14 protein-coding genes are annotated in these 17,324 nt (G+C 65.8%); 9 read left to right on the forward strand and 5 right to left on the reverse strand.

From position 1 onward, the window contains the following. Positions 1–253 precede the first annotated feature (253 nt). The 4 genes from AC2T4A_RS23645 to AC2T4A_RS23660 all read right to left on the reverse strand — a co-directional run bounded on the left by AC2T4A_RS23645 (position 254) and on the right by AC2T4A_RS23660 (position 3,127). Entirely contained in the window at positions 254–706 is a 453-nt protein-coding gene (locus tag AC2T4A_RS23645) for a PaaI family thioesterase (protein ID WP_416746800.1), read from the reverse strand. A gap of 146 nt (positions 707–852) precedes the next feature. Continuing rightward, complete coding sequence (locus AC2T4A_RS23650; protein WP_416746798.1) at positions 853–1,245, reverse strand: hypothetical protein; 393 nt, start codon at positions 1,243–1,245, stop codon at positions 853–855. 337 nt (positions 1,246–1,582) lie between these two features. Continuing rightward, the gene (locus tag AC2T4A_RS23655) at positions 1,583–1,738 is read right to left on the reverse strand and encodes a hypothetical protein (protein WP_416746796.1); all 156 of its coding nucleotides are present in this window, start codon (positions 1,736–1,738) and stop codon (positions 1,583–1,585) included. A 267-nt stretch (positions 1,739–2,005) separates the two neighbouring features. Beyond that, positions 2,006–3,127, reverse strand: a complete 1,122-nt coding sequence (locus tag AC2T4A_RS23660) for a M14 family metallopeptidase (protein WP_416746794.1) — start codon at positions 3,125–3,127, stop codon at positions 2,006–2,008. A 210-nt stretch (positions 3,128–3,337) separates the two neighbouring features. Here AC2T4A_RS23660 and lpdA point away from each other — a divergent pair, with 210 nt between their 5' ends. From lpdA to AC2T4A_RS23705, 9 genes are all read left to right on the forward strand, one after another. Next, positions 3,338–4,738, forward strand: coding sequence for a dihydrolipoyl dehydrogenase (gene lpdA / locus AC2T4A_RS23665; protein ID WP_416746792.1), 1,401 nt, complete (start codon positions 3,338–3,340; stop codon positions 4,736–4,738). Between the two features lie 246 nt (positions 4,739–4,984). Further along, positions 4,985–5,254 (forward strand): hypothetical protein, encoded by a 270-nt coding sequence (locus tag AC2T4A_RS23670; protein ID WP_024763325.1) that lies wholly within the window; start codon positions 4,985–4,987, stop codon positions 5,252–5,254. Between the two features lie 315 nt (positions 5,255–5,569). Next, on the forward strand, positions 5,570–9,241 hold the full coding sequence (locus AC2T4A_RS23675) for a PAS domain S-box protein (RefSeq protein WP_416746790.1): 3,672 nt from the start codon (positions 5,570–5,572) through the stop codon (positions 9,239–9,241). Next, entirely contained in the window at positions 9,238–10,239 is a 1,002-nt protein-coding gene (locus tag AC2T4A_RS23680) for an HD domain-containing phosphohydrolase (protein ID WP_486741948.1), read from the forward strand. Before AC2T4A_RS23675 ends, AC2T4A_RS23680 begins: the two co-directional genes overlap by 4 nt. 63 nt (positions 10,240–10,302) lie before the next feature. Then, complete coding sequence (locus AC2T4A_RS23685) at positions 10,303–10,848, forward strand: DUF4256 domain-containing protein (RefSeq protein ID WP_486741949.1); 546 nt, start codon at positions 10,303–10,305, stop codon at positions 10,846–10,848. A gap of 150 nt (positions 10,849–10,998) precedes the next feature. Continuing rightward, on the forward strand, positions 10,999–12,081 hold the full coding sequence (locus AC2T4A_RS23690; protein WP_486741950.1) for an efflux RND transporter periplasmic adaptor subunit: 1,083 nt from the start codon (positions 10,999–11,001) through the stop codon (positions 12,079–12,081). Then, positions 12,081–15,134 carry an efflux RND transporter permease subunit gene (locus tag AC2T4A_RS23695; RefSeq protein WP_486741951.1) on the forward strand — a complete coding sequence of 1,018 codons (3,054 nt, stop codon included), beginning with the start codon at positions 12,081–12,083 and terminating at the stop codon, positions 15,132–15,134. Before AC2T4A_RS23690 ends, AC2T4A_RS23695 begins: the two co-directional genes overlap by 1 nt. 84 nt (positions 15,135–15,218) lie before the next feature. Beyond that, positions 15,219–16,223, forward strand: coding sequence for a GlxA family transcriptional regulator (locus tag AC2T4A_RS23700; RefSeq protein WP_486741952.1), 1,005 nt, complete (start codon positions 15,219–15,221; stop codon positions 16,221–16,223). Between the two features lie 27 nt (positions 16,224–16,250). Then, positions 16,251–16,493 carry a DUF1272 domain-containing protein gene (locus AC2T4A_RS23705; protein WP_416746779.1) on the forward strand — a complete coding sequence of 81 codons (243 nt, stop codon included), beginning with the start codon at positions 16,251–16,253 and terminating at the stop codon, positions 16,491–16,493. A 229-nt stretch (positions 16,494–16,722) separates the two neighbouring features. On the opposite strand, the gene nfuA is transcribed toward AC2T4A_RS23705, so the two are convergent. Next, positions 16,723–17,307, reverse strand: a complete 585-nt coding sequence (gene nfuA, locus AC2T4A_RS23710; protein ID WP_416746777.1) for a Fe-S biogenesis protein NfuA — start codon at positions 17,305–17,307, stop codon at positions 16,723–16,725. Between the last annotated feature and the right edge of the window lie 17 nt (positions 17,308–17,324).

The following is a 17,324-nucleotide window of genomic DNA, read 5'->3' on the forward strand; positions in this document are numbered from 1 at the left end:
TCAGTCACATCGAGTGACACTTTCATGACAGAAAAATGTAGTCACGCTTTATGACGAATTCATTACAACCAGTGAAAGATATTTCTTACAAAGCCCGTGCTAGAGCGTTCTCCGAATAGGACACCCGCTGAGTCAGGAAGGTCTTGAGAAGGCGGGCGGGCCGCCGAGCGGCGCTGATGTCGGGGCGCCATCAACGCCGGGAAGCGACCGCGAACTTCAGCCCACGGCTGCTATCTGCCGGCAAGGAAAAGGTTCAGGCGTCGGCCAGGGGGCGCGGCTTGTTGACGTACTTGAAGGTGCCGGAGGACGTCGCGACCACCACGCCCTGGCTGTTGCGCAACTCGCCCTCGCAGAAGGCAATGGAGCGGGTGCGGTGCAGCACCTTGCCGTGGGCTTCCAGTACCTCGCCCACTTCACCGCCGGGACGCAGGAAGCTGGTCTTCATCTCCACCGTCACCACGCCCCGATAGGCTTCGTCCGCCTCGCTGGCGCCCAGGGCCATGGCGACGTCGAGCAGGGTCATGATCAACCCGCCGTGGGCATTGGCCCAGCCGTTGACGTACTGCGGTTCGACGCGCACCACCAGGCGGCCCGGCCCGTTGCCGTCCTCCGCCGGGGCATGGCGGAACTGCAGGAAATCGAGCATGGGAATGGTGATGCCGCGGTGGGCGGTATAGAGCTTGAGTTGTTCGATATCGAGGGGCATGGAGCTTCCTGGCGCGGCGAGTGGGGCCAGGCGATGTTCCCCGCTCCGGCCGGCAGATCGCAAGCCCGGCGAAGCTTCATGCACGGCGGGAATGCCCTCCGATTGCAGCGCTCAGGCTAGCGACCGGCGCCTCTCGCCACGGCTGCTCAGCGCGACCGGCGGGTGCCGTTCTTCTTTTCCGTCTGGCGCTCGACGGCCTGGACGAAGAGCTCCTCGACCAGCAGCGACTGGATCGGCGTGCGGGTTTCCAACGACAGGCTCATGGCTTCGAGCTTCTGGTTCACCCCCAGGCGGGCAATGCCGCAGAGCAGGATGCGCTGGGCACCGAAGATGCTGCCCTTGTCGACCAGCACTTCCCGCGGCTTTTCGCCGTCCAGGTAGCTGACCTTGAGGACGATGGCGGTGTCGTCACGCACGGCCAGGTTGAGCCAGGTGGCGACATTGAACTCGACCACCCAGCCCAGGCCTGTCTTCTTGGCCACGGCTTCACGGACCAGATGAGCAGGAACCGGACCCAGGGGGGTACTGTGGTTTTCCATGGGGCTACTTCTGACGGCTGCGGGTAGAGCGAAATGCGCTAACGGAAGACTCGATTTTATGTGAAGCAGTTCAAGTTTTCAGTCGGTTTTTTGTAAGACATAGGCTATGTAGCAAGCCTGAAGTTACAGATACGAACCGCTCTGGAATGCCGCTTTTAGCACGGAAAGGGATGACGAAAGGGAAGCGAAGGCACGGAACAGCGGACACAGTCCCGACGAAATGAAGGGCGACGGAGTTGCTCGTCACGCAAGGCCGGTCCGGCGTAATGCCGAATCGGCCCTGCTGTGTCTCCTTGGCTGGCGCCAGCGGTGAGGCCAGGCCCTGAGGCCCGCTTGCTCAGGCCGCGCCAGCGAAAGTGCGAGGCCTGTGTTCGCCCGAGCGGTTCTTGCGCACTTCGCGGCGCTCTCTGAAGTCCAGTTCTTCCAGGGCATCCATGCGTTCCTGCAGGTCTTCGATGATCTGCGGGGTCAACAGTTTGCGATGTCGAGTCATACCTACCTCCTGAACTTGTATGCCTCACTCTTTGGATTAGCACGCGGGTAGGAAGATTCAACGGCTGCCTGCGACGGATTAACCGAACGGTCAGCCGCCAAGGATGTAGGACGTCGCCGGGAAAGGCCCTTTCTGCAGGAGCGAGCTTGCTCGCGAACGACGCTCTCCGGCGGCTCCGGAGGTTTGCGGTTCGCGAGCAAGCTCGCTCCTACAAAGGGACGGTGCAACGCTGGCAACCGAACACGGTTGCGCGCCGCAAACTCGGTCTCAGCGCAACTCGTCGACCAGGCTGCCGATGGTGGTCAGTACCGCGCCGGCCAACGCCTTCGAGCGTGCCCCGCTCCACCCGGTGCGCGCATTGGGCGACAGGTTGTGGTCCTTGAACGGCATTTCCAGGGTCAGCGACAGGCAGTCGTAGGTGCGGCCGACGTGGTTGCAGGCCAGGGTGAGGTTGGCCTGGCCGGGGGCGTCTTTCGGATAGCCGTGCACACTCTGGAACTCGCCGTTAGCCTCCAGACGCTCGCGGAACAGGCTTTCCAGGCGATCCAGGCGCGGGGTGAATTCCGGGTTGCCTTCGCAGCCGGCAGCGAACACGAAGGGGATTTCCTCGTCGCCGTGCACGTCGAGGAACAGGTCCACGCCGTACTTCACCATCTGCTCCTGAACGAACAGCACCTCGGGGCTTTCCCCAGCGCTGGGCGCGGCCCAGGCGCGGTTGAGATCCTTGCCGGCGGCGTTGGTGCGCAAGTGGCCGTGGAAGGCACCGTCCGGGTTCATGTTCGGCACCAGGTAGAAGTCGGCGCGCTCCAGCAGCCGTTGGATGTCGGTGTCGGCGGACTGGAGGCGCTCGATCAGGCCTTCCATGAACCACTCGGCCATGTGCTCGCCAGGATGCTGTTGGGCGATCAGCCAGATCTTGCGTGCACCCGCCTCGCCCTTGCCGATGCGCAGCAGGGGCAGTTCGCGACCTTCGAGGCTGTGGCCGGTGGCGAGCAGTTCGGCACCGTTGGCCTGGGCGCGCTTCACCAGTTCGGCATGGCGCTCGCGGCTGTAGGGCTCGAAGTAGGCGAACCAGGCCTGGGGCTGCTCGGCGTCGAGGCTGAAGTGCAGGCCGTTGGAGTCATAGGTGCTGGGCACGCGGAACCAGTCGCGCTGATCATAGGACGCCACGGCGTTGTATCCCGGCCAACCGCCGGTGTAGCTGGAAGCCGGGGTGTTGGTCAGGCTGAACTGGTACTGCTGGCCGGGCTCAAGACCCTCGGCCTTGAAGTGGAACCACTGGAAGTGCGGGCTTTTCGTGTCCGGGCGCAGCGCCAGGCGCACGTGGCGCGGGTCACTGTCGGCGATGACCTGGATGTTGCCGCTGTCGAAATCGCAGTCGATCTTCATGAATTCTCCGTCGGCGCACGAACCTGAGGCGCCAAAGCCTTGCATTTTCGCCCTCCCCGCCGCTTCTGTCATGTCCGCGTGACTTGCGCCGGATCATATATTATGTTCGTAATATAAATCGAGTAACGCTATTCCCAGGCCCGGCGCTGGTGATCCGGCGGCCAAGGACTAACCTCGATTCACCCCTTTTCCTACTGCGGAGAACACTGCATGAGCGCATACGATGTGATCGTCATTGGCGGCGGCCCCGGTGGCTACAACGCGGCCATTCGCGCCGGCCAGCTGGGTCTGAAAGTGGCCTGTGTGGAGGGCCGCGAAACCCTCGGCGGCACCTGCCTGAACGTCGGCTGCATGCCATCCAAGGCGCTGCTCCATGCGTCGGAGCTGTATGAAGCAGCGGCCGGCGGCGAGTTCGCCAACCTCGGTATCCAGGTCAAGCCGAAGCTCGACCTGGCGCAGATGATGAAGCAGAAGGCCGAAAGCGTGACCGCGCTGACCAAGGGCGTGGAATTCCTCTTCCGCAAGAACAAGGTGGACTGGGTGAAGGGCTGGGGCCGCATCGACGGGCCGGGCAAGGTGGAAGTGACCGCCGCCGATGGCAGCAAGAGCACACTCACCGCCAAGGACATCATCATCGCCACCGGCTCGGAGCCCTCACCGCTGGCGGGCGTGGAAGTCGACAACAAGCGCATCCTCGACTCCACCGGCGCGCTGTCGATTCCCGAAGTACCCAAGCACCTGGTGGTGATCGGCGCGGGTGTCATCGGCCTGGAACTGGGCTCGGTCTGGCGCCGCCTGGGCGCCGAAGTCACGGTGATCGAATACCTGGACCGCATCTGCCCCGGCATGGACCTGGAGACCGCCAAGACCTTCCAGCGCGCGCTGACCAAGCAGGGCATGAGTTTCAGGCTGGGCTCGAAGGTTACCCAGGCCAAGGTCAGTGGAAAGCAGGTGACCCTGAGCGTGGAGCCGGCTGCCGGCGGCGCGGCGGAGTCGATCCAGGCGGACTACGTTCTGCTCGCCATCGGCCGCCGCCCCTATACGCAGGGCCTCGGGCTGGAAAGCGTGGGGCTGACCACCGACAAGCGCGGCATGCTGGAGAACCACGAGCACCGCAGCAGCGTGCCGGGCATCTGGGTGATTGGCGACGTGACCTCCGGCCCGATGCTCGCGCACAAGGCCGAGGACGAGGCCATCGCCTGCGTTGAGCTGATCGCCGGCAAGGCCGGGGAAGTGAACTACGACGTGATCCCCAGCGTGATCTACACCCACCCGGAAGTGGCCACCGTGGGCAAGACCGAAGAACAGCTCAAGGCCGAAGGCCGCGCCTACAAGGTGGGCAAGTTCCCCTTCACCGCCAACAGCAGGGCGAAGATCAACCACGAGACCGAGGGCTTCGTGAAGGTGCTGGCGGACGAGCGCAGCGACGAAATCCTCGGCGTGCACATGATCGGCCCGAACGTCGGCGACATGATCGCGGAGTACTGCGTGGCCATGGAGTTCCGCGGCGCCGCCGAGGACATCGCGCGCACCTGCCACCCACACCCGACGCGCTCCGAAGCGCTGCGCCAGGCGGCAATGAACGTGGATGGCTGGGCCATGCAGGCCTGACCGCTCATCGCTTCTGACCAACGGTATGTGCGGCGCGATGGCGCACCCTCGATAGCGCTGCAGGCCACGGATTACGGGGCCTGCAGCGTTTCACTCGGATTGATTTGCGACTACTTTGTGTACAAACGCGACATGGGCTGTGACTTTCTTCGACTCTGAAACCATCAATTGCGTGAACGAACACGAAAGTGGATGAACCGCTTTCGCCACCTTCGCAATGGATTACCACGCAGAGAGATCACAACCATGCATGCGACTCTTCGTTTCAACGAGGCTCTGCTGATCACTGGACGAGCCTTCCAACCCTTCAATTGTGTGACCTGGGTTGACCAAGGGGGCGACGGCAGCCTCGACCTGTCCGTCCTCGATCGCACCGGTACCCGTCTGCTGGGCCTCACCCGCATTCCCAGCTCCGCCTACTCCGACCCGGAGCAGCTCGAAGGCCTGCTGAACCAGGCCCGCGACGAGCTGAACCGCGAAGGCTACCGCCTGCAGGAATGGCACATGCCCGCCTGATCCGCAGACAGGTACCACCAAAAAAGCCCGGCCCCGCCGGGCTTTTTCATTGGCGCTGCCAGCCGTCGGCAAGCGCTCAATTTCCCGTCTCCGCCGCCGATAACGTGGTATCGGTCGCGCCACCAGCTGCATCGTTTCAGCTTCGATTCCGAAACCTGGCTTTCCACTCGTCCGAATCCGCCGTCGTGGCGCGACTTTCGCGGGTGCAGCGACCGACAATGATGGCAATTTGCAGCCATCCTGTGATCTGCTTCGCACGGACTCCTCCGTCTCGTCTTCCACCAGGCCTTCGGCACGCAGTACGGTCTTCGTTCAATGCTCGATCTGCAGCGATACTTCTACAGCGGCGACACCCCTTCGCTGCTGGTTTTCGGCGAGCACAACACGGCGCTGGTGCTGCTCTCCATCCTCATCGCCATCTTCACATCGGCCATGGCCCTGCAGCTGTCGGGTGTGGCCCGGCTGGCGCGCAGCCCGTTCTACCGCCAGTTGGCCATCGGCACCGGCGCGGTGGCCTTGGGCGGTGGCGTGTGGGCGATGCATTTCATCGGCATGCTGTCCTTCCAGCTCTGCGCGACCGTGCGTTATGACCCGCTGATCACCCTCGCCTCCGGATTGCCGAGCCTGTTCGCCTCGTGGATCGCCCTGAGCCTGCTGGCTCGGCGTAACGTCAGCCGCCTGCAGTTGATCGGCGGCGGCGTGCTGGTCGGCGCGGGTATCGGCGCCATGCACTACAGCGGCATGGCAGCGATGCAGATGGCCCCGCTGCTGCGCTACAACCCCTGGATGTTCGCCCTGTCGATTCTGGTGGCCGTGGTGCTGGCGGTTATTGCACTGTGGGTGCGCTTCGGTCTGCGCGGGCGGATGCGGCCGAACCTGACGATCCTGGCCAGCGGCGTGGTGATGGGCCTGGCCATTGCCGGCATGCACTACACCGGCATGGCCGCCGCACGCTTCGTCGGCCGCGAGGAGTTCGGCGTGCCGCAAGGCGTGCAGGGCAGCTTCTACCTGGCGATGGCGGTGTCCATGGCCACCATCAGCCTGAGCATCTGCGTCGCCGCGGTGAATGGCCTGCTGCGCTACCGCCAGCTGTTCCAGGAACTGCAGCGCCGGCGCAAGCACCTGGATTCGCTGCTCGATGCCGCCGTCGAGGCCATCCTCACCATCGACCACAGCGGTGTGATCCGCTCGGTCAACCACGCCGTCCTGCGCCTGTTCGGCTGGCAACCGCACGAGCTGGTCGGCCAACCCATGCAGGTGCTGATGAACGAGGCCTATGGGCACCAGTTCCGCGTCGCTCTGGAGAACTACAAACGCAGCGGCGAACGCCAGTTCCACAACTCCGAGCTGGAGCTGGAAGGCCTGACCCGCGATGGCCGCGAGTTTCCCGTACGGGTCAGCCTCGGCGTCACCGATCACGACGGCAAGCCCTGGTTCGTCGTGTTCGTCGCCGACATCAGCGAACGCCGCGTGATGGAGCAGGCCCTGCGCACCAGCGAGGAACAATACCGTTCGCTGATTCGCAACATGCCCGGCATCGCCTTCCGGGTACTCCCGGACGATGCCTGGAGCGTGCTGTTCGTCAGCGATGCGGTGGAGGCCGTCACCGGGTGGTCGGCACAGGACTTCAGCGAGCAGCGCATCACCTTCAGCCAGCTTTACCATCCCGATGACCAGGCGGCGGTGAACGAGGAAGTCCGGCGCGCCATCGGCGAAGGCCGCAGCTACGTCGTCGAGTACCGCCTGTTCGACCGCAACGGCCGCGAGCGCTGGATCTGGGAAGGCGGCAGCGCCAGCTACGACGAGGCCGGCAAGGCACAGTGGATCGACGGCGTGCTGCTCGACCAGACCGACACCAAGTTGCTGAGCAACGAGTACGAAGGCAAGGTCACCGCCATCGGCCGCGCCATGGCGCTGATCGAGTTCGACCTGGATGGCCGCGTGCTGGCCGCCAATGAGAACATCCTCGAGCTCTTCGGCTACACCGAAGCCGAAGTGCTGGGCCAGCACCACAGCCTGTTCTGCCCACCGGACATCGCCGCCAGCACCCAGTACCGGGCGTTCTGGCAGGGGCTGCGCGACGGCGAGTACAGCGCCGGCGAATACCGCCGCCTGGCCAAGGACGGGCGCGAGGTGTGGATCCACGCCACCTACAACCCGATCCTCGACTTCGACGGCAAGCCGGTGAAAGTGGTGAAGCTCGCCACCGACCTCACCCCGCGCCGCGTGATGGAGCAGGAACTGCGCAGCGCTCGCGACCGCGCCGAGCAGGCCGCCGCCGCGCGCAGCAGCTTCCTCGCCAACATGAGCCATGAAATCCGCACGCCGATGAACGCCATCATGGGCTTCACCGAGCTGCTGCTGGATTCGCCGCTGGAAGAGAACCAGCGGCGCTACCTGACCACCGTACAGAACGCCTCGCGCTCGCTGCTGGGCCTGCTCAACGACATCCTCGACACCGCCAAGCTGGACCGTGGCGCCATCGAACTGGAAGCGCTCGACTTCTCCCTGCCGGAGCTCTGCGAGCAGGTCTGCGCGGCGCTGCGGCTGTCCGCCGAGCGCAAGGGCCTGAGCCTGCAGATCGATTACGGCCAGCGCGCTGGCGAGTACTTCCAGGGCGACCCGCTGCGCCTGCAACAAGTGCTGACCAACCTGCTGGGCAACGCGGTGAAATTCACCGAGCGTGGCGAAGTCCGGCTGGTCATCAGCGGCGAACCCGGTGCGCTGCGCCTGGCCATCCGTGACACCGGCATCGGCATCGCCGCCGACCGCCTGGAGCGCATCTTCGACCCCTTCGCCCAGGCCGACGCTTCCATGAGCCGGCGCTTCGGCGGCACCGGGCTGGGCACTACCATCTCGCGCCAGTTGGTGGAACTGATGGGCGGCCGCATCACCGTGGAAAGCGAAGTGGGCAGGGGCAGCGTGTTCACCGTCGACCTGCCGTTGCCGGCCGGTCGCAGCGTGCAACCGACAGCCCGCAGCCATACACCGAGCCTGCCGCCGCTGCGCATCCTGGTAGCGGACGACGTGCCACAGAACGTCGAGTTGCTGGAGCTGAATCTGCGCCGCCTGGGCCATCGCCCGCACAGCGTCGGCGACGGGCAGGCTGCCGTTGACGCCTACAGCGCGCAGGACTTCGACCTGATCCTGATGGATGTGCAGATGCCCGGCATGGACGGCCTGGAAGCCACCCGGCGCATCCGCACCATCGAGCAACAGCGCGGCGTCCTGGCTGTGCCAATCATTGCCCTCACCGCCAGCGTGCTCGACCGCGATCGACAGAATGCCCTCGACGCCGGTATGAACGGTTTCGCCAGCAAACCATTGGACCTCGCCGGCCTGCTGGATGAAATGGCCCGTCTGCTCGGTGCCGCGCCCCTGGTGCGCAGCGCGCAGGCCACCGAAAGCACACCGCTGGCAACCCTGGACTGGGCCGCCGGAGCACGCCTGTGGGGCGGCCCGCTGCCCATGGCGCGGGCCATCGTGCGCTTCCTCGATGAGCAGGCGGCCAGCCTGGAGACTTTGGAAACTGCCGTGAACGATGGTGACCGTACCAGCATCACCGCCCTCGCCCATCGTCTGCGCGGTGCCGCCGCCAACCTCGCCCTGCCACGCCTCGCCGGCGCCATCGGCGCACTGGAAAGCGCGGCTGACCATGGCTCGGCCGAACAGCTTGCATCCACACTGGAGCGAGTCCGGGCAGAGTTCGCCACTGTCCGTGAATCGGTGCCGCTGGTGCCCGACGCCGTCGCCGAAGCAGTTGGCGAAGCGGCCTCGCAGGACCTGCGCGGCGCGCTGCAAGCCCTGCAACTGGCGCTCTCCCGTGGCGGTCTCGACGACCAGGCGCTGGAGCGCCTGCGCCTGGGCACTGCGCAAGGCGAACACCGCGAGGCCTTTGAAGCCCTGCGCTACGCCATCGACGATTTCGACTTCGACCAGGCCCTGGAATGGGTCCGGACCCTCGGCACCCGCCTGGAGCAAGCATGACCCAGACCGCCCAAGATCATCGGCCCTGCCTGCTGCTGGTGGACGACGAAGCCACCAACCTCCAGGTGTTGCGCCACATCCTGCAGGACGACTACCGCCTGCTGTTCGCCAAGGACGGCGACAAGGCATTGGAACTGGCCAATCGCGAGCGCCCGGACCTGGTCCTGCTGGACGTGATGATGCCCGGCATGACCGGCTTCGAGGTGTGCCAACGGCTCAAGGCCGAGCAGGCCACCTGTACCATTCCGGTGATCTTCGTCACTGCCCTGGCCGATGTGCCGGATGAAGCCAGAGGCTTCGAGGTCGGCGCGGTGGACTACATCACCAAGCCGGTCAGCCCACCCATCGTCAGGGCACGGGTGCGCACGCACCTGTCGCTGGTGCGCGTGGAAGAACTGCGGGAGACGCGGCTACAGATCGTCCAGCGCCTGGGCAAGGCCTCCGAGTACAAGGACAACGAGACCGGCCTGCACGTCATCCGCATGAGTCACTACGCGCATATCCTCGCCCGCGCCGCCGGCTACTCCGAGAAGGCCGCCGACGACCTGCTCAACGCGGCCCCCATGCACGATGTGGGCAAGATCGGCATTCCCGATGCCATCCTGCAGAAGCCCGGCCGGCTCGACGAACACGAATGGGCAGTGATGCGCCAGCACCCGGAGATTGGCGCGCGGATCATCGGCGAGCACGACTCCAACCTGCTGCGCCTGGCTCGTAGCATCGCCCTCACCCACCACGAGCGCTGGGACGGCACCGGCTACCCGAAGGGCCTGCGCGGCGAGGAGATTCCCGTCGAGGGTCGCATCGTCGCCATCGCCGACGTATTCGACGCACTGACCAGCGTGCGCCCGTACAAACCGGCGTGGAGCATCGACGAGGCGGTGGAGTTGCTGCGCCGGGAGAAAGGCAGCCAGTTCGACCCGGAGCTGGTGGAGCTGTTCCTCGGCTGCCTGCCCGACATCCTTGTCGTGCGCGAGCGCTGGGCCGACGCCGGCTGAGCGGCGGGCCGCGCAAATCCTGCTTTACTCTCAGACCTTCAGCCCCTGCCGAGAGTAAGCAAGATGAATGCGAAACAGCACGACAACCTGCTGGCGACACTGCAGGCCCGCTTCGAGCAACATCCCGAGCGTCACAAGGGCATCGACTGGGCGGACGTCCAGGCGCGCCTGAAGGCCGCGCCCGCCAAGCTGAAGGCACTGGAGCAGATGGAAGCCACCGGCGGTGAGCCCGACGTGGTCGGCCGCGAAAGCGCCAGCGGCGCCATCCTGTTCTTCGACTGCAGCGCCGAAACACCGGTCGGCCGGCGCAGCCTCTGCTACGACCGCGAGGCGCTGGATGCGCGAAAGAAGGACAAGCCCGCTGGCTGCGCCACCGAGCTGGCAGCGCAGATCGGCATCGAGTTGCTGGACGAAGCGCAGTACCGCCAGTTGCAGGAGCTGGGCAGCTTCGACCAGAAGACTTCCAGTTGGCTGCGCACGCCCGGCTCGATGCGCAAGCTGGACGGCGCGCTGTTCGGCGACCGCCGCTATGAGCGCGTTTTCACCTATCACAACGGCGTGCAGTCTTATTACGCCGCACGAGGTTTTCGTGGTGTGCTGAAGGTCTGATGAGAGGGTTGCTGTCGGTCAATTCTGAACGATTCCTGTACCGGCGCTGAACTTCCCCAGGTGCCCCCGGCGGGCCTTGACTCATGTCAGACGGATTTCTCCGAGCGGCGCGCAGCCTTGCCGCACCGCTCAAACTCAGAGGATTCCCGCGTGAAAACGCCCGCCTGCCTTCTGCTCGCTACCCTGTTGGTCGGCTGTGGTCCGACGCCATCGGCGCCGGTCGAAACCGTCCGCCCGGTGAAGCTCTACAGCGTGCCCACCGCTGCGGCCGAAGGTATGCGTCAGTTCCCCGGCCAGTTGGTGGCCTCGGATGAAGTCGACCTGTCCTTCCGCATCGCCGGTCACCTCAAGACGCTCACGGTAAAACAGGGCCAGCGCGTGGAGCGTGGGCAACAGATCGCCGAGCTGGACGACGCCGACCTGCGCCTGCGCCAGCGCGACCGCGAGGCCAGCTATAACCTGGCCCGCGCCCAGTACCAGCGCGTCGCCACGCTCAACGAGCGGCAACTGGTGGCCCGCGCCGAACTGGACCAGCGCAAGGCCCAGCTGGATTCCGCCGAAGCCGCGCTGAAACTGGCCCGCCAGGAGCTCGGCTATGCGCGACTGGAAGCCCCTTTCGCCGGGGTCATCGCCCAGGTGCCGGTGCAGAACCACCAGATGCTGCAACCCAAGCAGCCGGTGGCCATCCTGCAATCCGCCGATACCTACGACGTGCAGTTCCAGCTGCCGGAAAGCCTGCTGGAACGCGTTGACGGCGCCAGCCTGCGCAGCGACTACCAGCCCATCGTGCGCCTGGCCCGCGTGCCCGGTCGCGATTTCCCCGCGCAGTACAAGGAGCACAGCACCCGCCCCGACCCGGCGACGCTGAGCTACACCGTCACCCTCACCCTCGAGCGCCCGAAGGACGTCACCCTGCTGCCGGGCATGAGCGCCACCGTCGAGGTGGACTTCGCCCAGCTCGGCCGCGATACCCCGGCGCTACTGCGGGTTCCGGTGGAAGCGGTGTTCAGCGCCGATAACAGCGCGCCGGGACTGAGCCAGGTATGGGTAGTGAAAGGTGAAGGCGAGGCGCTGCACGTCGAGCGCCGTGAAGTGAAGCTCGGACAACCGGGCACGGATGGCATCCAGATTCTCTCCGGGCTGGAGCCAGGCGAGCGCATCGTCGCCGCCGGCACCGCCGAGCTGCGTGAAGGCCAGCGTGTACGCCCGTGGCAACGCGAGCGGGGGCTGTAATGGATATCACCGGTTACTTTCTGAAAAACAAGGTCAGCAGCTGGATCGTCATCCTCCTGCTGGCCCTCGGCGGCCTCTACGCCATCCTCGAGATCGGCCGCCTGGAAGACCCTGCCTTCACCGTGAAGACCGCCGTGGTGGCCACCCGCTACGCCGGCGCCTCGCCGCAGCAGGTGGAAGAAGAAGTCACCTATCCGCTGGAGAACGCCATCCAGCAACTGGCCTACGTCGACAAGCTCACTTCGATATCCAGCGCCGGCCTGTCGCAGATCACCGTCAACGTGAAGCCGCAGTACCGCGCAGGCGAGCTGCCGCAGATCTGGGACGAATTGCGGCGCAAGGTCAACGACCTCGCCCCGCACCTGCCGCCGGGCGTCTCGCCGCCGCAGGTGAACGACGATTTCGGCGACGTCTACGGCATCCTCCTGTCGTTGTCCGGCAAGGGCTACAGCTACCAGGAGCTGCGTGACTACGCCGACTACCTGCGCCGTGAACTGGTGCTGGTGCCGGGGGTGAGCAAGGTGGTGGTGTCCGGCCTGCAGGCAGAGCAGGTGCAGGTGGACGTCTCGCGGGAAAAGATGACTGCCATGGGCGTGCCGCTGACTCGCCTGGTAAACCTGCTGACCCGTCAGAACGTGGTGTCCGACGCCGGCAGCCTGCGCGTCGGCAGCGAGAGTATTCGTCTGCACCCCACCGGCGAATTCACTGACGTCTCGGAGCTGGAACAACTGCTGGTCAGTGCGCCGGGCAGTGCCCAGTTGATCCGCCTGGGCGACATCGCCACGGTCAAGCGCGGTTTCACCGATACCCCCAGTCACCTCTGGCGTGCCGACGGCAACCCCGCCCTGGCGCTGGGCATCGCCTTCGCCCCGCAGGTCAATGTCGTGAAGGTCGGCGATGCCGTGCATCTGCGCCTCGACCAGCTGGAAAGCGAACGCCCCGCCGGCATGCAGCTGACGCCGTTCTACGACCAGGCGGTGGAAGTTCACGGTGCGGTGAACGGCTTCCTGCTCAGCTTCGTCCTGGCGCTGGGCATCGTCGTCGGCACCCTGTTGATCTTCATGGGCCTGCGCAGCGGCGTGGTGATCGCCGGGGTGCTGGCGCTCAACGTGCTGGGCAGCCTGCTGCTGATGTACCTGCTGGGCATCGAGTTGCAGCGCATCAGCCTCGGCGCGCTGATCATTTCCCTGTGCATGCTGGTGGACAACGCCATCGTCGTAGTCGAGGGCGTGCTGGTGGGCCGCCTGCGCGGCCAGGGCATCGACGTCGCGATCCGCCACATCGTCCGCCTCACCGCCCTGCCCCTGCTGGGCGCAACGGTCATTGCAGTGCTGGCCTTCGCCCCCATCGGGCTGTCCTCGGACTCCACCGGCGAGTACTGCCGCTCGCTGTTCGACGTGCTGCTGGTGTCGCTGCTGCTCAGCTGGGTCACCGCCATGACCCTGGCGCCGCTGTTCGCCCGCTGGGCCTTCGCCAACCTGCCGGTGCAAGGCGACAGCGCCGAGCCGCACCAGGGCTGGCTGTACCGCGCCTACCGTGCTCTGCTGGAAGCCTGCCTGCGTCAGCGCACGCTGACCCTGGGCGTGCTGGCCCTGGCGCTGTCTGCGTCCCTTCTGGGCTTCGCCCAGGTACGGCAGAACTTCTTCCCGCCGGCCAACACGCCGATGTTCTTCGTTGACCTGTGGCTGCCGCAGGGCACAGCCATCGAACACACCCGTGACCTGGCCGCCGAGATCGACCAGCACATTACCGCCCTGCCCGGCGTGGAACGCACTGTCACCAGCATCGGCCAGGGCGCGCCGCGCTTCATCCTCACCTACGGCGCCGAGCGCCAGCATGCCAACTACGCCCAGGTGCTGGTTCGCACCGAGAACCGCGCGCAGATTCCCGGGCTGATCGCCGACCTGCAGCACTACCTCGACGAGCGCTATCCGCACCTGCAGACCGGCCTCAAGCGCCTGATGTTCGGGCCCTCCAGCGGTAGCGCCATCGAAGTGCGGCTGACCGGCGCCGATCCGCAGGTGCTGCGCCGCCTCGGCGCACAGGTGAGCGATATTCTCGCCGCCGACCCTGTCGCCACCGGCGTCAGCCACGATTGGCAGGCCCGCGCGCTGCTGGTGCGCCCACAGTTCAATGAAGCGCGCGGCCGCGAACTGGGCATCGACAAGGGCGACCTGGACAGCCTGCTGCGCATGAGTTTCAGCGGTCTCGCGGTAGGCATCTACCGCGACGGCACCCAGCAATTGCCCATCGTCGTGCGCGAGAGCGAGCTGAATGCCGGGCAGATCAACGACCTGATGCTGTGGAGCCCGGTGAGCCAGCGCTACCTGCCCATCGAACAGGTGGTCGGCGGCTTCGACAGCGTCTGGGAAGACCCGCTGATCCTGCGCCAGGACCGCAAGCGCACCCTGACAGTGATGGCCGACGTCGCCCCGCAGAGCGGCGAAACCTCCTCGCAACTGCTGGCCCGCGTGCGCCCGCAGATCGAGGCGCTGCAACTGCCACCGGGCTACGAGCTGGCCTGGGGCGGCGATGTGGAAAGCTCCGGCGACGCCCGCAACGGCGTGCTCGGCAGTCTGCCGATGGCCTTCCTGGCGATGTTCATCATCACCGTGCTGATGTTCTCCTCACCGCGCAAGGCGCTGCTGATCTGGCTCACCGTGCCGCTGGCGATGATCGGCGTGACCATCGGCTTCCTGCTCACCGGCATCCCGTTCGGCTTCATGGCGCTGCTGGGGCTGCTGAGCCTGTCGGGCATGCTGGTGCGCAACGGCATCGTGCTGCTGGAGGAAGTCGACAACCTCGCCGAAAGCGGCCAGCCACCGCGCGAGGCATTGGTCAATGCCGCCTGCGCGCGCCTGCGGCCGATCTGCCTGACCGCACTGACCACCATCCTGGGCCTGGCGCCGCTGCTGCTGGACGCCTTCTTCCAGAGCATGTCGGTGGTGATCATGTTCGGCCTGGGTTTCGCCACGCTGCTGACGCTGGTGGTGCTGCCAGTGTTGTATGCCAGCGCTTATCGTCTTGGCGGTTCGAAGGTGACTGCCCGCTGATTTGGCAGGATTCGTGGGATGGCTGACGTTGCCGCCAGCGCCGGTCATCGCCACACTCGTTCCATCCACTGAACGAGTGTTGCCATGGAATCGCCGCGCCGCATCGCCTGCCTGATCTACCCCGAGGTCATGAGCCTGGACATCACCGGACCGCTGCAGGTGTTCGCCTCCGCCAACGTCGAGCGCCAGCGGCAGGGGCTCGCGCCCCTGTACGAGTTGCTGGTGCTGGGCGAACAGGCCGGGCCGGTGGCGACCTCGGCGGGCATCCGCATCTGCGCCGATCAGGCGTGGCGGGAAGTCGATCCCGCCACGCTGGATACCCTGCTGGTCCCCGGCGGGCTGGGCGTTCCGGTGCAATGCGAAAACACCGACCTGCTGAACTGGTTGGCCGCCGCCGAACCCCAGGTGCGTCGTCTCGGCTCGGTATGTTCTGGTGCGCTGATCCTCGCGGCTGCCGGCGTGCTCAATGGCCGCCAGGCCACCACTCATTGGGCAGATGTCGACAAACTGTGCTCAGGCTTTCCCGAAGTGCTGGTTCAGGGCGATCGCCTGCACACCTACGATCCGCAGCGCCGCGACGGCGACGACCACGTATTCACCTCGGCGGGCGTCACCGCCGGCATCGACCTCGCCCTGGCATTGGTGGAAGCCGACCTCGGCCGCGCGCTGGCACTGGCGGTGGCACGGCGGCTGGTGATGTTCCTCAAGCGCCCCGGCGGGCAGGCGCAGTTCAGTCACTGGCTGACCCCGGAGCCGACCCGCACGCCGCGCCTGGCCGCGCTGCTGGAATGGATTCCCGCCCACCTGGGCAATGACCTGTCGCTGGAAGCCCTGGCCGAGCAGGCCTGCATGAGCCCGCGCACGCTCTCGCGGGTGTTCATCAGCGAACTGGGCATGGGGCCCGGCCGCTACGTCGAGCGGGTGCGCCTGGAAGCGGCGCGCGCGCTGCTGCAGGACGCCCAGGCGTCGATCAGCACGGTGTCGCGGCTGTGCGGCTTCGGCCATCCGGAGAACCTGCGCCGCACCTTCCACAAGCACCTGGCGATCAGCCCGCAGGAGTACGCCGAGCGCTTCGGCCAGTTGCACTGACATCAATCCACAGCAAAGGACTTTGCCATGCTCGAACTCCGTCCCAACTGCGAATGCTGCAACCGTGACTTGCCCGCTGACAGCCCGGACGCGCGTATCTGCAGCTTCGAATGCACCTTCTGCCCCGACTGCGCCGAGCACGTGCTGCACGGCCGCTGCCCGAACTGCGGCGGCGAACTGGTGCCGCGCCCGCGCCGCCCGGCGGAGAAACTTGCAGCCAATCCGGCCTCGACCCAGCGCGTGCTCAAGCCGGCCGGCTGCCAGGGCTGAGCTCTGCGGGCGGCGTGCGAAAGGAAGGCACAGTGCCAAGACGGTTCGCGAGCAAGCTCGCTCCTACAAAGAGCGCCGGGCTCGACCTGTAGGAGCGAGCTTGCTCGCGAACCCGTCCGTAAGGCGGATAACACTTGGGGCGTTATTCGCCCTACGCAAACTCCTTCCGGATACTCCATCAACAAAAAAGGCGACCCGAAGGTCGCCTTTTCTTTGCTCCCGCACCCACTCAGTAGTAGGCGTTCTCGCGGTTGCTGTGGTCGGTGACGTCACGTACGCCCTTCAGCTCCGGGATGCGCTCGATCAGGGTCTTCTCGACGCCGTCCTTGAGGGTCATCTCGACTGCGCCGCAGCCCTGGCAACCGCCGCCGAAACGCAGCACGGCGATGTTGTCCTCGACCACGTCCACCAGGCTCACCTGGCCGCCGTGGCTGGCCAGACCGGGGTTGATCTCGGTCTGCAGGTAGTAGTTGATGCGCTCGGTGATGGGGCTGTCTTCATTGACCATCGGTACCTTGGCGTTGGGCGCCTTGATGGTCAGCTGGCCGCCCATACGGTCGGTGGCGTAATCGACAATGGCGTCTTCCAGGAAGGGTTCGCTGATCGCGTCGATGTAGGCGGTGAAATCCTTCAGGCCGACCGGGGTGTCTTCCGGCTTCTGCTCGCCCGGCTTGCAATAGGCGATGCAGGTTTCGGCGTACGTGGTGCCCGGCTGGGTGATGAAGATGCGAATGCCGATGCCGGGAGTGTCCTGCTTGGACAGCAGCTCGGCCAGGTAATCCTGTGCGGCTTCGGTAATGGTGATAGCGCTCATGGCAACTCCTCGCAAAC

This window comes from Pseudomonas sp. PVC-3-1, assembly GCF_057444315.1.

Excerpts from the sequence above, each read along its gene's own strand:
- AC2T4A_RS23680 (WP_486741948.1), top strand. The coding sequence starts at position 9,238 with ATGACCCAGACCGCCCAAGATCATCGGCCCTGCCTGCTGCTGGTGGAC.
- nfuA (WP_416746777.1), bottom strand. The coding sequence starts at position 17,307 with ATGAGCGCTATCACCATTACCGAAGCCGCACAGGATTACCTGGCCGAG.
- lpdA (WP_416746792.1), top strand. The coding sequence starts at position 3,338 with ATGAGCGCATACGATGTGATCGTCATTGGCGGCGGCCCCGGTGGCTAC.
- AC2T4A_RS23675 (WP_416746790.1), top strand. The coding sequence starts at position 5,570 with ATGCTCGATCTGCAGCGATACTTCTACAGCGGCGACACCCCTTCGCTG.
- AC2T4A_RS23695 (WP_486741951.1), top strand. The coding sequence starts at position 12,081 with ATGGATATCACCGGTTACTTTCTGAAAAACAAGGTCAGCAGCTGGATC.
- AC2T4A_RS23645 (WP_416746800.1), bottom strand. The coding sequence starts at position 706 with ATGCCCCTCGATATCGAACAACTCAAGCTCTATACCGCCCACCGCGGC.
- AC2T4A_RS23700 (WP_486741952.1), top strand. The coding sequence starts at position 15,219 with ATGGAATCGCCGCGCCGCATCGCCTGCCTGATCTACCCCGAGGTCATG.
- AC2T4A_RS23670 (WP_024763325.1), top strand. The coding sequence starts at position 4,985 with ATGCATGCGACTCTTCGTTTCAACGAGGCTCTGCTGATCACTGGACGA.
- AC2T4A_RS23660 (WP_416746794.1), bottom strand. The coding sequence starts at position 3,127 with ATGAAGATCGACTGCGATTTCGACAGCGGCAACATCCAGGTCATCGCC.
- AC2T4A_RS23650 (WP_416746798.1), bottom strand. The coding sequence starts at position 1,245 with ATGGAAAACCACAGTACCCCCCTGGGTCCGGTTCCTGCTCATCTGGTC.
- AC2T4A_RS23655 (WP_416746796.1), bottom strand. The coding sequence starts at position 1,738 with ATGACTCGACATCGCAAACTGTTGACCCCGCAGATCATCGAAGACCTG.
- AC2T4A_RS23705 (WP_416746779.1), top strand. The coding sequence starts at position 16,251 with ATGCTCGAACTCCGTCCCAACTGCGAATGCTGCAACCGTGACTTGCCC.
- AC2T4A_RS23685 (WP_486741949.1), top strand. The coding sequence starts at position 10,303 with ATGAATGCGAAACAGCACGACAACCTGCTGGCGACACTGCAGGCCCGC.